Source organism: Noviherbaspirillum sp. (assembly GCF_036563305.1).
Lineage (GTDB): Bacteria > Pseudomonadota > Gammaproteobacteria > Burkholderiales > Burkholderiaceae_D > Noviherbaspirillum.
Window position 1 is genome coordinate 181,695 of sequence record NZ_DATCMQ010000011.1, and the last position, 14,402, is coordinate 196,096.

The 14,402-nt window shown below is 65.2% G+C and carries 13 protein-coding genes and 1 other RNA gene; 11 read left to right on the forward strand and 3 right to left on the reverse strand.

The window, feature by feature from the left end:
- Positions 1-53: 53 nt before the first annotated feature.
- The 6 genes from VIM12_RS08865 to VIM12_RS08890 all read left to right on the forward strand — a co-directional run bounded on the left by VIM12_RS08865 (position 54) and on the right by VIM12_RS08890 (position 6,862).
- The gene (locus VIM12_RS08865; protein WP_331941254.1) at positions 54-2,441 is read left to right on the forward strand and encodes a 3-hydroxyacyl-CoA dehydrogenase/enoyl-CoA hydratase family protein; all 2,388 of its coding nucleotides are present in this window, start codon (positions 54-56) and stop codon (positions 2,439-2,441) included.
- Positions 2,442-2,465: 24 nt separating this feature from the next.
- Complete coding sequence (locus VIM12_RS08870; RefSeq protein ID WP_331941358.1) at positions 2,466-2,882, forward strand: PaaI family thioesterase; 417 nt, start codon at positions 2,466-2,468, stop codon at positions 2,880-2,882.
- A gap of 17 nt (positions 2,883-2,899) precedes the next feature.
- Positions 2,900-4,096, forward strand: coding sequence for an acetyl-CoA C-acyltransferase (locus VIM12_RS08875; protein WP_331941255.1), 1,197 nt, complete (start codon positions 2,900-2,902; stop codon positions 4,094-4,096).
- 81 nt (positions 4,097-4,177) lie between these two features.
- The gene (locus tag VIM12_RS08880) at positions 4,178-5,071 is read left to right on the forward strand and encodes an alpha/beta fold hydrolase (protein WP_331941256.1); all 894 of its coding nucleotides are present in this window, start codon (positions 4,178-4,180) and stop codon (positions 5,069-5,071) included.
- Between the two features lie 26 nt (positions 5,072-5,097).
- Entirely contained in the window at positions 5,098-5,865 is a 768-nt protein-coding gene (locus VIM12_RS08885) for an enoyl-CoA hydratase (protein ID WP_331941257.1), read from the forward strand.
- Between the two features lie 298 nt (positions 5,866-6,163).
- Positions 6,164-6,862, forward strand: a complete 699-nt coding sequence (locus tag VIM12_RS08890) for a hypothetical protein (protein WP_331941258.1) — start codon at positions 6,164-6,166, stop codon at positions 6,860-6,862.
- On the opposite strand, the gene VIM12_RS08895 is transcribed toward VIM12_RS08890, so the two are convergent.
- From VIM12_RS08895 to VIM12_RS08905, 3 genes are all read right to left on the reverse strand, one after another.
- Positions 6,849-7,268 (reverse strand): secondary thiamine-phosphate synthase enzyme YjbQ, encoded by a 420-nt coding sequence (locus VIM12_RS08895; RefSeq protein WP_331941259.1) that lies wholly within the window; start codon positions 7,266-7,268, stop codon positions 6,849-6,851. The genes VIM12_RS08890 and VIM12_RS08895 overlap by 14 nt on opposite strands.
- Complete coding sequence (locus VIM12_RS08900; protein ID WP_331941260.1) at positions 7,265-7,864, reverse strand: hypothetical protein; 600 nt, start codon at positions 7,862-7,864, stop codon at positions 7,265-7,267. Before VIM12_RS08900 ends, VIM12_RS08895 begins: the two co-directional genes overlap by 4 nt.
- A 133-nt stretch (positions 7,865-7,997) precedes the next feature.
- A complete protein-coding gene (locus tag VIM12_RS08905) occupies positions 7,998-9,704 on the reverse strand; it encodes a thiamine pyrophosphate-binding protein (protein ID WP_331941261.1) in 1,707 nt (568 codons plus the stop codon).
- Positions 9,705-9,779: 75 nt separating this feature from the next.
- On the opposite strand from VIM12_RS08905, the gene rnpB reads away from it, so the two are divergent.
- From rnpB to VIM12_RS08930, 5 genes are all read left to right on the forward strand, one after another.
- Positions 9,780-10,103, forward strand: an RNA gene (rnpB, locus tag VIM12_RS08910) — RNase P RNA component class A.
- An 863-nt stretch (positions 10,104-10,966) separates the two neighbouring features.
- Positions 10,967-11,395, forward strand: coding sequence for a division/cell wall cluster transcriptional repressor MraZ (mraZ, locus tag VIM12_RS08915; protein WP_331941262.1), 429 nt, complete (start codon positions 10,967-10,969; stop codon positions 11,393-11,395).
- Between the two features lie 9 nt (positions 11,396-11,404).
- Entirely contained in the window at positions 11,405-12,373 is a 969-nt protein-coding gene (rsmH, locus tag VIM12_RS08920; protein WP_331941263.1) for a 16S rRNA (cytosine(1402)-N(4))-methyltransferase RsmH, read from the forward strand.
- The gene (ftsL, locus tag VIM12_RS08925; RefSeq protein ID WP_331941264.1) at positions 12,370-12,642 is read left to right on the forward strand and encodes a cell division protein FtsL; all 273 of its coding nucleotides are present in this window, start codon (positions 12,370-12,372) and stop codon (positions 12,640-12,642) included. Before rsmH ends, ftsL begins: the two co-directional genes overlap by 4 nt.
- Positions 12,642-14,399: a penicillin-binding protein 2 gene (locus tag VIM12_RS08930; RefSeq protein ID WP_331941265.1), complete on the forward strand. Its 1,758-nt coding sequence runs from the start codon at positions 12,642-12,644 to the stop codon at positions 14,397-14,399. The genes ftsL and VIM12_RS08930 overlap by 1 nt, the downstream gene beginning before the upstream one ends.
- Positions 14,400-14,402: the final 3 nt, after the last annotated feature.

The following is a 14,402-nucleotide window of genomic DNA, read 5'->3' on the forward strand; positions in this document are numbered from 1 at the left end:
CCACCACCGCCCGCGGCTCCTGCAGGGAGCGGCGGGCACACCAGGATATCCCCATGACCAACTTCATCGTCAAGAAAGTCGCCGTCCTCGGCGCCGGCGTGATGGGCGCGCAGATCGCCGCCCACTGCGTGAATGCCAAAGTGCCCGTCGTGCTGTTCGACCTGCCGGCCAAGGAAGGTCCGAAGAACGGCATCGTGCTGCGCGCGATCGAGAACCTGAAGAAGCTGAACCCGGCGCCGCTCGGCAACAAGGATGACGCCGCGCTGATCCAGGTCGCCAACTACGAGGACAACCTCGAGCTGCTGAAAGGCTGCGACCTGATCATCGAAGCCATCGCCGAGCGCATGGACTGGAAGCATGACCTGTACAAGAAGGTCGCATCCTTCATCGCGCCCAACGCGATCTTCGCATCCAACACCTCCGGCCTGTCCATCACCGCGCTGTCGGAAGGCTTCGACGCCGAACTGAAGGCCCGCTTCTGCGGCGTGCACTTCTTCAACCCGCCGCGCTACATGCACCTGGTGGAGCTGATTCCGACGGTGTCGACCCGTCCGGAAATCCTCGACCAGCTCGAAGGCTTCCTCACCACCACGCTCGGCAAAGGCGTGGTGCGGGCCAACGACACGCCCAACTTCATCGCCAACCGGGTCGGCATCTTCGGCATGCTCGCGACCATCTATGAAGCGGAGAAGTTCGGCCTGACCTACGACGTGGTCGACGACCTGACGGGCAAGAAGCTGGGCCGCGCATCGAGCGGCACCTTCCGCACCGCGGACGTGGTCGGTCTCGATACCATGGGTCACGTGATCAAGACCATGCAGGACAACCTGTCCAATGACCCGTTCTTCCCGGTGTACAAGACGCCGGAAGTGCTGGGCAAGCTGGTGGCTGCGGGCGCGCTCGGCCAGAAGACCGGCGCCGGCTTCTACAAGAAGGTGGGCAAGGACATCCTGCGCTTCGACGCGGCAAAGAATGACTATGTGCCGGGCGGCGGCAAGGCCGACGACATCATCAACCGCATCCTGAAGGAAAAGGATCCGGCAAAGAAGATGAAGGCGCTGCGCGAGTCGACCAACCCCCAGGCCCAGTTCCTGTGGGCGATCTTCCGCGACGGTTTCCACTACATGGCGGTGCACCTGGCGTCGATCGCCGACAATGCCCGCGACATCGACTTCGCGCTGCGCTGGGGCTTCGGCTGGAAGACCGGCCCGTTCGAGAACTGGCAGGCGGCCGGCTGGCAGCAGATCGCCACCTGGGTGCAGGAAGACATCGACGCCGGCAAGGCCCTGTGCAACGTGCCGCTGCCGGCCTGGGTGTTCGACGGCCGCACCGGCGTGCATACCCCCGAGGGCTCCTGGTCGCCGGAGAAGCAGGCCTATGTGCCGCGTTCCACGCTGCCGGTCTATCAGCGCCAGGCCTTCCGCGCGACGCTGCTGGGCGAAGGCACGGCGGACGGCAGCAAGGCCGGCACCACGGTGTTCGAGGATGAGTCGGTACGCATCTGGCACCAGAACGACGACGTGCTGGTCCTGTCGCTGAAGACCAAGATGCACGTGATCGGCCAGGGCGTGATCAACGGCCTGTACAAGGCGGTCGCCGAGGCCGAGCAGAACTACAAGGGCCTGGTGATCTGGAGCGCGGATGCGGCCGAAGGCGGCGCCTTCTCCGCCGGCGCCGACCTGCAGTCGATGCTGCCGGTGTTCATGTCCGGCGGCGCCAAGGCGATCGCCCCGGAAGTCGCCAAGCTGCAGCAGGCGCACCAGGCGCTCAAGTACGCGAGCGTGCCGGTCGTGGCAGCGGTTGCCGGCCTTGCGCTCGGCGGCGGCGCCGAGCTGATGATGCACGCGTCCAAGCGCGTGGTGTCCATCGAGTCCTATATCGGCCTGGTGGAAGTGGGCGTCGGCCTGGTTCCCGCCGGCGGCGGCCTGAAGGAGGCCGCGGTGCGTGCGGCCAACGACGCCAAGGGCAACGACATCCTGCAGTTCCTGAAGAACTACTTCACCAATGCCGCCACGGCGAACGTGTCGAAGTCGGCGCTGGAAGCGCAGAAGATGGGGTACCTGTCGCAGAACGACGTCATCGTGTTCAACCCGTACGAGCTGCTGCACGTGGCCAAGGTCGAGGCGCGCGCGATGTTCGACGCCGGCTACCGCCCCCAGCTGCCGAAGCTGGTGCCGGTGGTCGGTCGCACCGGCATGGCCACCATCATGGCGCAGCTGGTCAACATGCGCGACGGCGGCTTCATTTCGGCCCACGACTACAAGCTGGGTGCAATGATCGCCGAGATCGTCTGCGGCGGCGACGTCGAGCCGGGCAGCCTGGTCAGCGAGCAATGGCTGCTCGACCTGGAGCGCAAGGCCTTCGTCGAACTGCTGAACCACCCGAAGACGCAGGAACGCATCATGGGCATGATGCAGACCGGCAAACCGGTCCGCAACTGATCGCGCGCAGGAGCGACCGTGGACATGCTCGAACTCGGCAGGCAGGCGCTGGCATCGCAGCCCTTCAGTGCGCTGGTCGGCGCCCGCCTGGTCCGGTTCGCGCCGGAAGGCACCGAGCTGCGCATCCCGGTCGCCGACGCGCTGAAGCAGCAGCATGGGTTCGTGCACGGCGGCGTGCTCAGCTACGCCGCCGACAATGCGCTGACCTTTGCCGGCGGCGCGGTGCTCGGCACCTCGGTGGTCACCGCCGAGTACAAGATCAATTACGTGCGGCCGGCAATCGGGCAGGAAATCATTGCCCGCGCGGTCGCGCTTCAAGCGGGTAAAACGCAGGCGGCCTGCCGCTGCGACGTCTTTGTCGTCAATGAAGGTAAAGAGCTTTTGTGCGCAATCGCGCAGGGAACCATCGCACGGTTGTCCGCCGCCCCGTCGGCTGAATGAATCTGGAGAATTTTGAAATGAGCAAACAACTGCAAGAAGCATACGTCGTCGCCGCTGTCCGCACCCCGATCGGCAAGGCGCCGCGCGGGATGTTCAAGAACGTCCGCCCGGACGACCTGCTGGTGCGCGCGATCCAGGCCGCCGTGGCCCAGGTGCCCGGCCTGGATCCGTCCACCATCCAGGACGCCATCGTCGGCTGCTCCTTCCCGGAAGCCGAGCAGGGCATGAACATGGCACGCAACGCAGTGCTGCTGGCCGGCCTGCCGAACACCGTCGGCGGCGTCACCATCAACCGTTACTGCGCCTCCGGCATCACGGCGGTGGCGATGGCGGCCGACCGCATCCGCGTGGGCGAGGCCGATGTGATGATCGCGGCCGGCGCCGAGTCCATGTCCATGGTGCCGATGATGGGCCACCACCCGGCGATCAACATGGGCGTGTTCAAGGACGAGAACATCGGCATGGCCTACGGCATGGGCCTGACCGCGGAGAAGGTCGCCCAGCAATGGAAGGTGTCGCGCGAGGCCCAGGACCAGTTTGCGCTGGAGTCGCACCGCCGCGCCATCGCCGCGCAGGACGGCAACGCCCGTGGTGACGAGATCTGTGCGGTCGAGATCGTCGAGCGCTTCCCCAACCTCGAGACGGGCGAGATCGACGTCCGTACCCGCACCGTCAACCAGGACGAGGGCGCGCGTCGCGACACCAGCCTGGAAGTGCTGGGCAAGCTCAAGCCGGTTTTCGCCAACAAGGGCTCGGTCACGGCCGGCAACAGCTCGCAGACTTCGGACGGCGCCGGTGCGCTGATCCTGGTCAGCGAAAAGATCCTCAAGCAGTTCAACCTGACCCCGCTCGCCAAGTTCTCGTCGTTCGCCGTGCGCGGCGTGCCGCCGGAGATCATGGGCATCGGGCCGAAGGAAGCGATTCCGGCCGCCTGCCGCGCCGCCGGCATCAGCCAGGACCAGCTCGACTGGATCGAGCTGAACGAGGCGTTCGCCGCGCAGGCGATCGCCGTCATCCAGGATCTCGGACTCGATCCGGCCAAGGTCAACCCGTTCGGCGGCGCCATCGCGCTCGGCCATCCGCTGGGCGCGACCGGTGCCATCCGCGCGGCGACCACGATCCACGCGATGCGCAACCGCAACCTGAAGTACGGCATGGTCACGATGTGCGTCGGCACCGGCATGGGCGCAGCCGGTATCTTCGAGCGCGTCTGAGGACCGGCATTCGGGACAGGAAAGCCGTGCGGCCTCGCGCTGTACGGCTTTTTTTCATGGAGCGGAATCATGGAACCGGGAATGGAAACTGTCACGATTGAAACCAGCGACGGCATGCCTGTCGCCGGACTGCGCTACACGCCGCAGGGACGCGCCCGTGCAGTGGTGGTGCTTGCCGCGGCGATGGGCGTCAGGCAGGACTTCTATGCGGCATTTGCCGCATTCCTGGCGGAGCAGGGCATCGCGGTCCTGAGCTTCGACTACCGCGGCGTCGGGCGCTCGGTGCCTGTCGCATTCCGGCGTTCGCTGCGCGGCTTCCAGGCCGACCTGTTCGACTGGGCCGAACGCGACTACAACGCGGCGCTGCTGGCGGCCAAGGCCTGGCAGCCGGACGTTCCGCTGCTGATCGTCGGCCATTCGCTCGGCGGCCAGCTGCCCGGCCTGCTGCCGGACAATCACCTGGTCGACGGCATTCTGACCATCGCCACCGGAAGCGGTTACTGGCGGGAGAATGCCCCGCAGCTGAAGCGCTTCGTCTGGTTCATGTGGTACTTCGCCGTGCCTGTCTACACCCGGCTGTTCGGCTACTTTCCCGGCAAGAAGGTCAGGAAGGTCGGCGACCTGCCGAAAGGCGTGATCTACCAGTGGTCGCGCTGGTGCCGCAATCCGCATTACGTGTCGGATGCCCGCGGACGGCCGATCCGGGCCGGATTCGAGAAGATCCGCGTGCCCTTCCTCAGCATCAGTTTCACCGACGACGAAATGATGAGCCGCACGAACATCGACCGCCTGCATGACTGCTACCGCAACGCCCGGATGGAGCGCCGCTACATCCGGCCCTCGGATGTGCAGGCTGCGCGCATCGGCCATTTCGGTTTCTTCCGTCCGCAGTTCCGGGAAAGCCTGTGGCGCGATGCGCTGACCTGGATCGAGCAGCGCACCGCCGACCGGAATCAGGCACAATCGGCAGCCTGAACGCACACACCAACCAAGGAGACTACATGGATATCCTCACCCGCAAGGAAAGCGGCGTACTCACGATCGAATTCAATCGTCCCGACAAGAAGAACGCAATCACCTCGGCGATGTACCAGCTGATGGCCGATGCCCTGAAGGATGCCGAGGCCGATGCCGCCGTGCGCGCCATCCTCATCACCGGCAAGCCGGAGGTCTTCACCGCCGGCAACGACCTTGATGATTTCATGAAGAATGCGTCGGCCGGCGTCGGCGACCGTCCGGTCGCGCAGTTCATGCGCGCGCTCAGCACCGCCGGCAAGCCGGTGGTGGCGGCCGTGGCCGGCAACGCGGTCGGCATCGGCACAACGATGCTGATGCATTGCGACCTCGTGTACGCCGCCGAGAACGCCAAATTCTCGATGCCCTTCACCCAGCTCGGACTGTGCCCGGAATTTGCGTCCAGCATGCTGTTCCCGGCGATGGTCGGCTACCAGCGCGCCGCCGAAAAGCTGCTCCTCGGGGAAGCCTTCCTGGCCGACGAGGCGCTGGACATCGGTCTCGTCAGCCGCGTGCTGCCGGCAGCCGACCTGCTGCAATTCGCGCAGTCCCAGGCTGCCAAGCTGGCTGCGTTGCCGGCCTCGTCGTTGCGCGTAACCAAGGCGCTGCTCAAGGGCGGCCAGGCGCAGGCGGTGCAGGCGCGCATGCAGGAAGAGAACAAGCACTTCGGCGAGATGCTGGGCGCGCCGGAGGCGAAGGAAGCATTCACCGCCTTCTTCGAGAAGCGGCGCCCGGACTTCAGCAAGTTCGCCTGAGAAACCTCGCCGGGGGCAGCCGGGCAGGACGCAATCGATTCCATTGCACGCCGCTTCGTCCGCCCGGCATCGCCATTGAAGTCCTGTGCGAGGAGAAGGCCTGCAGTGCCAGCTTTCTTTCGCCCGCGGGAGCATCGTCGCGCATGGCGACGCAGGCCCTGAACCGTCCGCCCGCCGAAACGGCCCGCAAGGGGCGGAAGCGGGGAAAGCAATGTTCGCCCTATAATCCGTCCCGGGACAGGCCCAACACCGGACTGTCCGCGGCGCGGCGCCACCGCGTACTCCGGCAAGAGAACGCATGAAACGCACATTCCCAGTCAACGCCGACGGCCTCGCCGTACTCCTGATCGTCCTGTACGTGGCCCTGCTGGCGGCACTGCCGGCCTACCTGCCGACGGACACGGTCATGGCGCTGTTCTCGGAGACCGGCCCTTTCGAGATGCTGTCCATCGCCACCTGGATCCTCGCCGCCCTCACCGTGCTGGTCGCGTTTCGCGCGACGTCCGCCGGACGCGGGCCCTTGCTGACCAGCCTGCTGTTCCTGATGTTCGCGATGCGCGAAGCCGACTGGCACAAGAAATTCACGGCCGACAGCCTGCTCAAGTCGAACTACTACCGCCATGCAGACGCACCGATGGCCGAGAAGGTGCTGGCGCTGATTGCCGCGCTCGTGTTCATCGGCCTGGTGGCCTACGTCGGCATCGTCATCCTGCGCTTCCTCTTCCTGCGCCGCGGCTGGCGTTCGCGCGGCGGCGCCTGGCTGCTGGCCGGGGCGCTGCTGGTGGTCTTCGGCAAGGTGCTCGACCGCGCCCCCGCGGAACTGGCGCTGGCCGGACATGCGATCGGCCCCGCACTCAAGCTGTACGCATCCGCGTTCGAGGAAGGGCTGGAGATGATCCATCCGCTGATCGTCGCCTGGGCGTTCTGGCTGTGCAGGTCGAAGCCGCTGTTCGGGCTGGTGCGCGACCCGCGCTACGGCGGGCTCATTCACCGATGATCTTGACCAGCACGCGCTTCCTGCGCATGCCGTCGAACTCGCCGTAGAAGATTTGCTCCCAGGGGCCGAAATCGAGGCGGCACTCCGTTACCGCGACCACGACTTCCCGCCCCATCACCTGCCGCTTGATGTGGGCGTCGGCATTGTCCTCGCCGGTGTCGTTGTGCCGGTACTGGTCCAGCGGCTCATGGGGCGCCAGCCGTTCCAGCCAGGCCTCGTAATCGCGATGCAGTCCGGGTTCGTCGTCGTTGATGAAGACCGAGGCCGAGATGTGCATTGCGTTCACCAGTACCAGTCCCTCGCGCACGCCGCTCTCGGCCAGCGCCGCCTCCACCTGCCGCGTGATGTTGATGAAGGCGCGCCGCGTCGGCGTATTGAACCAGAGTTCCTTGCGGCTGCTCTTCATGGACGTCCTCCGTCGTGTCCCCGCCCGAACAGTCTCGCCCACCAACCCTTGCGCGCAGGCGGACGCGAGAAGGCCTTGACGCGCCTTGGCGGCTGCTCCGCGGGCGCGTCGCGCTCGTCGGGCTCCCGACGCGCACGCGCTTCCGCCCCGCCTGCCGCGCGGGCGTCGTGGTCCGCGGGATGCTGCGGGTCGTGCGGACCTGCGACGACCTGCCGGTCATACTCGAGGAACAGCACCTTGCTCTCGAGCACCTTGATCACGTTGTCCTTGTCGGCCAGCCGGGCGCGAAGCTCGGTCGTCACCTGGTCCTTCACCTTGCGCAGCTCCGCCTCCAGCTGCAGCGCCCTTTCCAGCGAGCGGTTCCTTTCCTCGAGCAAGGCGATGCGCATGCGCTCGCGCGCCAGCGCGTCGCTGCCGTGCTCGTCGTCATTCGCGTGCAGGCGGCCATAGGTACGCAGGAGTTCGGAAGTCTCGATCTGGGTATCGCCCTCGGGCGAGACGGTCTTGCTCAAACGGCCGCGTTCGATGTCGCGATACAGGGTCGACCGGTTCCTTCTGACAAGCTTCGCTGCTTCGGTAATGGAAACAAGTGCCATGGGCTGAACGTTAGGGACGGCATGGAAGCGTGGGGATCGCAGGGGCGAGCGTGTCGCCACGTCCGTCCCGCGCCGTCATCATTGACAGGCATTTACCGAAAAGATTCTGTTTCCCGGGATGCCTGCCGAAGCTTCAGCTGCGTGCCGCGACTGCGGCAGCCCGGATTGCCGACAGGCTCGCATTCGGCGTGATAAGTTCGGTGTCGTACCGCAATTCGACGAGGGCTGGCAGCCCGGTCGCCTCGATATGCGCGAGCGCGCGGGCGATGGCGGGCGGGAAGTCCGCCGTCGTGTCCACGGCTTCCCCGGACGCGCCGTAGCTGCGCGCAAGGGCAGCAAAATCCGGGTTCCGCAGTTCGGTTCCCGAGACCCGTGCCGGAAACTCGCGTTCCTGGTGCATGCGTATCGTGCCGTACGCGCCGTTGTTGAACACGATGAAAAGCACAGCCGCGCCGTACTGCACCGCCGTCGCCAGCTCCTGCCCGGTCATCAGGAAGTCGCCATCGCCCGCGAAATTGACGACCGCGCGTCGCCTGCCTTGCTGCGCGGTGACGATACTGGCGGCGACTGCCGCAGGCACCCCGTAGCCCATCGCGCCGGAGGTCGGCGCAAGCTGCGTCCGGAAGCCGCCGTAGCGCCAGAAGCGATGCGCCCACGTGGCGAAGTTGCCGGCACCATTGGTGACGATGGCGTCGCCAGGCAGCGCTGCCTGGAGCGCCTGCACCACCTGCCACAGATTGAGCTTCGCTGCCCCCTGGCGGAATACCGGCGGTTCCTGCTGCCATGCCTCGTACTCGGCCCGGGCCTGTTCCAGCGCGCTGCGCCAGCGGCCGGGCTCGACCGGCGGCATGGCCGCCAGCGCCGCCGCCATCTCGGCCATGCCGCTGTTGATCATCATATCCGCCTGGTACACCCGGCCCAGTTCTTCCGCCCCGGCGTGCACGTGCACCAGTTTCTGACGCGGGCAGGGGGCTTGCAGCAAGGTATAACCGCTGGTCGTCATTTCCCCCAGCCGCGGCCCGATGGCGATCAGCAGGTCGGCCTCGCGCACGCGCGCGGCAAGCTTCGGGCTGATGCCGATGCCGACATCGCCAACGTAATGCGGATGACGATTGTCGAACAAGTCCTGAAAACGGAATGCGCAGGCAACCGGCAGGCCGCTGGCTTCAGCGAACCGGCGCAGGTCGTCGCAGGCCTGCCGGTTCCAGCCGGCGCCGCCGAGCAGCACCAGCGGACGCGCAGCCTCTGCAAGCATTGCGCGCATCTGCTCCACCTGGTGGGCCGACGGCGAGGCCTGGACCGGCTGGTAGGGCCGCGCGTCAGGCACTTCGGCCGTTGCCGACAGCATGTCCTCGGGCAGCGCCAGCACCACCGGGCCAGGCCGGCCGCTGGTTGCGCACTGGAAGGCGTGGGCGACATACTCCGGCACCCGGTCCGCGCGATCGATCTGCGCGACCCACTTGGCCATGCTGCCGAACATGCGCCGGTAGTCGATTTCCTGGAAGGCTTCGCGCTCGACGAAATCGTTGCCGACCTGGCCGACGAACAGGATCAGCGGCGTCGAGTCCTGCTGAGCGGTGTGCACGCCGATGGCCGCGTTGGTCGCGCCGGGTCCGCGCGTGACGAAGCAGATGCCCGGACGGCCGGTCAGCTTCGCATGGGCTTCCGCCATGAAGGCGGCGCCGCCTTCATGGCGATTGGTGATGTAGCGGATCGGGGCGTCATGCAGCGCGTCGAGTACCGGCAGATAGCTTTCCCCCGGTACGCCGAACACGAGGTCGACGCCATGGGTGCGCAACGCATCGACCAGGAGCTGGCCACCTGTTCTGGATTTGAGCATCGTGGATCACGTCAAGGACAAAACGCTAACGTAGCAGAAAACCCCGGACGGCATATAGCCGGTACAATGCCGCCTGAAGCAAGCCAGACAGCCGCTGGCCGTCGCAAGACGGCGGGAGGAAGGTCCGGACTCCACAGAGCAGGGTGACGGCTAACGGCCGTCCGCCGAAAACCGCAAGGCATAAGGCGAGGAACAGGGCCACAGAGACGAGCGTATTAAGTTACGGTGAAACGCGGTAACCTCCATCCGGAGCAATTCCAAATAGGCACGCGATGATGTTGCTCGCGGAGCGTGCGGGTAGGAAGCTTGAGCCGTGGAGCAATTCACGGCCTAGAGGAATGGCTGTCATAACGGGGCGACCCGTCGTAACAGAATCCGGCCTATCGGCTTGCTTCACTGATTTCGCCGGCATTGCGCATCGCTTGATGCCATTGAGCCAACTCAACGCGGTCCTCCGCGCGTGCCGGTAAAGTGGCACCTCAAGAACCCGCTGGCCGTGGGATGGAAACAGTGAATGGTGGAGGATCGCGAAGCGTCACGCGCCTCTCGATTAGCGGCCGCTAAACCAGCAGTAATTCGGCGCTTGTCCGTATTTGCTTTCCCGCTTCCGAATCTTCATCCCACGACCAGCCGGTTCTTGCTTTTCACTGCAGCGCAAGCAGTTCTTCAGCTGCACATCAAGCCCCCGCATTCCAGGCCGGAATTCCCCTATCGGCCTGCGCATTCGTCGTCCGGTTCCGGTCGTCCATGACCAGCATCCGCTCTCGGGCCGTCGGTCGCCGCGAGTGAGTGCCGCGACCTTGTTTCTTTGCCGCGAATTTCACGTCCCGTCCTCCGCCAGTTCGCTTCGCACGCCCCACGGTTGCTTCCCCGTGAGCAACCGCCGCTTTTGACCGTGCATGGTCGGAGGTGAGTGTCGACTTTTCTCCCTCGCCGCGCGGGGACTTGCTTTCAGGCAGTGTCTCGCTGCATTTCGGCACACATGTTTATACCTCACAGTTCACCTTCAGACTCTCAGCTAAGTCTTTCATTTTCTTGGTTTTTCGGCCGACAGATTGCCTCAACGAAACGCGCTAAGTCATTGACTCCATTGAGAAAATCCTCATTTTTGTTTCCGAATATTACTTGACCGCAAATAAAGCATCCTCTAAAGTGGGCGGAAGTGTGAAAAAGTGTAGTTTTGTGGGGGAAAGAAGGCCTTCGCCACGACAATCACGGTTCACCGCAAATATTAAAAAACGACAACCACGAGGGTAATCAGGGTGTTTCAGGGCGCTTCAGCACTGAGTCTCGACGCGAAAGGGCGGATGACCATTCCGTCCAAGCATCGCGACGCCCTGTCCCTTCAATGCGAAGGCCGGGTGACCCTGACCAAGCATCCCCACGGTTGTCTGCTGTTCTTCCCCCGTCCCGTCTGGGAAATCCATCGCGAACAGATCGCCGCGTGGCCAATGTCGGCCCGCGCCTGGCAGCGCATTTTCCTGGGCAATGCATCCGATGTCGAAATGGATTCCGCGGGCCGCATCCTGATCGCGCCCGAACTGCGCTCGGCGGTCGGCATGACGCGTGACGTGATGCTGCTCGGCATGGGCAGTCATTTCGAGATCTGGGATGCGGAGAAGCTCGCCGAAAGCGAAGCGCAGGCAGTGGCCAATGGCATGCCTGATGTGTTGAACAATTTCTCCTTCTGACGGGCCGTGATGAATTCACAAGCGGTGCCCGAATTGCAGCACCGGACGGTGCTGCTGGAGGAGGCGGTGGATGCGCTGCAGATCGACGGCGCACGCGCCGGCGGTGTTTTTGTTGACGGAACCTTCGGGCGCGGCGGCCACAGCCGGCGGATCCTGGAGCGCTTGGGCCCCCGGGGCAGGCTGATCGCCTTCGACAAGGATCCGCAGGCGATCGCCACGGCGGAGCAGGTGGCCGACCCGCGATTCACGATCGTGCATGACAGTTTCGCCACGCTGGGCGAGGCGCTGGGCGCGCGCAGCGTGCATCAGGCAGACGGAATCCTGCTGGACCTCGGCATCTCGTCGCCGCAGGTGGATGACGCGGCGCGTGGTTTCAGTTTTCGGCTGGATGGTCCGCTCGACATGCGCATGGACACGACGCGCGGCATGTCGGCGGCGGAGTGGCTCGCAAGCGAGTCGGAACAGACGATAGGAAAGGTGATACGGGATTATGGGGAAGAACGGTTTGCTTTTCAGATTGCAAAGGCGATTGTTGCTCGCCGGGCAGTCAGCCCAATTTCAAGCACACGACAGCTTGCCGAGATCGTGGCACACGCCGTCAAAACCCGCGAGAAGGGCAAGGATCCGGCCACTCGCACATTTCAGGCTATCCGGATTTACATCAATAAAGAGCTTGAAGAACTCGAAGTAGCACTCGACGCCGCACTGGAAAAACTCGGCCCGCAGGGGAGACTGGTTGTGATCAGCTTTCATTCACTTGAAGATCGCATCGTCAAGCGCTTCATGGCCTCCCGGGCCAATGCGCCGCAGCCCGACCGCCGCCTGCCGATCCGTGCGGCCGACCTGCCCCAGCCCGTCCTCAGGCTGATGGCGAAGATGAAACCCACCGACGCCGAGATCGCCGCCAATCCCCGCGCGCGCTCGGCGATCATGCGTGTCGCCGAACGTACGGCGGCACCCCTCCGGAGCAAGCAGTGAGCGGCCGCCTGAACCTCATCCTGACCGTGGCGCTCGTGCTTTGCGCGCTGTCGCTGGTCAATGCGCAGTATCAGGCGCGTCGCCTGTTCATCGAGCTCGAGCGCGCGCAGGCGACGGCCCGCCAGCTGGAGATCGAATGGTCGCAGCTGCAGCTTGACCAGTCGACGCTGGCCAAGCACGCAAGGATCGAAGCCAATGCACGGCGCGACCTGGCGATGGTGGCGCTGACGCCCGCCCGTACCCAATACATCAACAAGGGAGCGAAGTGATGCGCAGCGCTTCCCGTACCGCAGCCGGCAAGGGCGTGCAGTTCAGCGCGAGCCCCGTGCTCGCGGTGAAGCTGCCGGTCTGGCGCTCGCGCGTGGTGCTGTTCGTGATGTTCGCCGCGTTCGCCGCGCTCGCCGGCCGGGCGCTCTGGCTGCAGGGCATTTCCACCGAATTCCTGCAAAAGCAGGGCGCGTCCCGCTATGCGCGCACCCTGGAGCTCCCGGCCACGCGCGGCAAGATCACCGACCGCAACGGCCAGGTGCTGGCGTCCTCGTTGCCGGTGAAGGCAGTGTGGGCGATTCCCGAGGACGTCGCCGAAGCCCCGCCCGAGAAGCTGCGCGAACTCGCGAAGCTGCTGGACATGAGCGAGCGCGACCTGAACAAGAAGCTGGATTCCGACCGTACCTTCGTCTACCTGAAGCGCCAGGTCGAACTGGAGACGGTCGACAAGATCCTCAAGCTCGGCATCGCCGGTATCGAGACGCGCAAGGAATACAAGCGCTACTACCCTGAAGGCGAGGTGATGGCGCATATCGTCGGCTTCACCAATGTCGAGGATGCCGGGCAGGAAGGCATGGAGCTGGCCTTCCAGAAGACACTGGCCGGCACCACCGGCAGCCGGCGCGTGATCAAGGACCGGCTCGGCCGGGTGGTGGAGGACATCGGCGCGACGAGCCCGCCGCACGACGGCAAGGACCTCGCGCTGTCGATCGACCGCAAGATCCAGTACATCGCGTTCTCGCACCTGAAGGAAGCGGTCGAGACGCACAAGGCCAAGGCGGCGGGCATCGTCGTGCTCGACGTGAAGACAGGCGAGGTGCTGGCGCTGGCGAATTTGCCGACCTACAACCCCAACGATCGCGGCCGCCTTACCGGCGCGCAACTGCGCAACCGGGTGCTGACCGACACCTTCGAGCCGGGTTCGGTGATGAAGCCGTTCACCGTCGCGCTGGCGCTGGAGAACAAGCTGGCAACGCCGTCCACGATGATCCAGACCGCGCCTGGACGGATGACCATCGGCCGCGCGACTATCGGCGACGCGCACCCGCACGGCCTGCTGTCGGTCTCGGAAGTACTCGAGAAATCGTCGAACGTGGGCACCGCGAAGCTGGCGCTGCAGTTGGCGCCCGAGCAGATGTGGGACATGTTTACCGAGGTGGGCTTCGGCCAGGCGCCGAAGCTGGGCTTCCCCGGCGCGGTAGCCGGACGCGTGCGCCCGCACAAGTCCTGGCGCCCGATCGAGCAGGCGACGATGAGCTACGGCCACGGCATCTCCACCTCGCTGATCCAGATGGCCCATTCGTACATGATCTTCGCCAGGGACGGCGAAATGATCCCGATCACTTTCCATAAGGCAAACGACAACCCGATCGGGCGCCGGGTGATCTCCGAAAAGACCGCGCGCGAAGTGCGCGCGATGCTGGAACTGGCTGCCGGCCCGACCGGCACCGCGCCGAAGGCCCAGGTGCCGGGCTACCGTGTCGCCGGCAAGACAGGCACCGCCCACAAGCTGGTGGGCGGGCAGTACGCGAACAAATACGTATCCGGTTTCGTCGGATTCGCGCCCGTCTCCGATCCGCGCATCATCGTGGCGGTGATGGTGGACGAACCTTCCAACGGCGCGCACTATGGCGGACAGGTCGCCGCACCGGTATTCGCCGCCGTCACCCAGAACGCGCTGCGCGCGCTCAACGTCGCGCCCGACTCCGCGGTGACCGACATCATCATTCCCGCCGAAAGCGTGAAGGAGAGCCTGTGAGCG

Bases quoted from the DNA above. Each gene is read 5' to 3' on its own strand.
- VIM12_RS08870 (WP_331941358.1), top strand. From the start codon at position 2,466: ATGCTCGAACTCGGCAGGCAGGCGCTGGCATCGCAGCCCTTCAGTGCG.
- VIM12_RS08885 (WP_331941257.1), top strand. From the start codon at position 5,098: ATGGATATCCTCACCCGCAAGGAAAGCGGCGTACTCACGATCGAATTC.
- VIM12_RS08905 (WP_331941261.1), bottom strand. From the start codon at position 9,704: ATGCTCAAATCCAGAACAGGTGGCCAGCTCCTGGTCGATGCGTTGCGC.
- VIM12_RS08865 (WP_331941254.1), top strand. From the start codon at position 54: ATGACCAACTTCATCGTCAAGAAAGTCGCCGTCCTCGGCGCCGGCGTG.
- VIM12_RS08895 (WP_331941259.1), bottom strand. From the start codon at position 7,268: ATGAAGAGCAGCCGCAAGGAACTCTGGTTCAATACGCCGACGCGGCGC.
- rsmH (WP_331941263.1), top strand. From the start codon at position 11,405: ATGAATTCACAAGCGGTGCCCGAATTGCAGCACCGGACGGTGCTGCTG.
- VIM12_RS08875 (WP_331941255.1), top strand. From the start codon at position 2,900: ATGAGCAAACAACTGCAAGAAGCATACGTCGTCGCCGCTGTCCGCACC.
- VIM12_RS08890 (WP_331941258.1), top strand. From the start codon at position 6,164: ATGAAACGCACATTCCCAGTCAACGCCGACGGCCTCGCCGTACTCCTG.
- VIM12_RS08900 (WP_331941260.1), bottom strand. From the start codon at position 7,864: ATGGCACTTGTTTCCATTACCGAAGCAGCGAAGCTTGTCAGAAGGAAC.
- VIM12_RS08930 (WP_331941265.1), top strand. From the start codon at position 12,642: ATGCGCAGCGCTTCCCGTACCGCAGCCGGCAAGGGCGTGCAGTTCAGC.
- VIM12_RS08880 (WP_331941256.1), top strand. From the start codon at position 4,178: ATGGAAACTGTCACGATTGAAACCAGCGACGGCATGCCTGTCGCCGGA.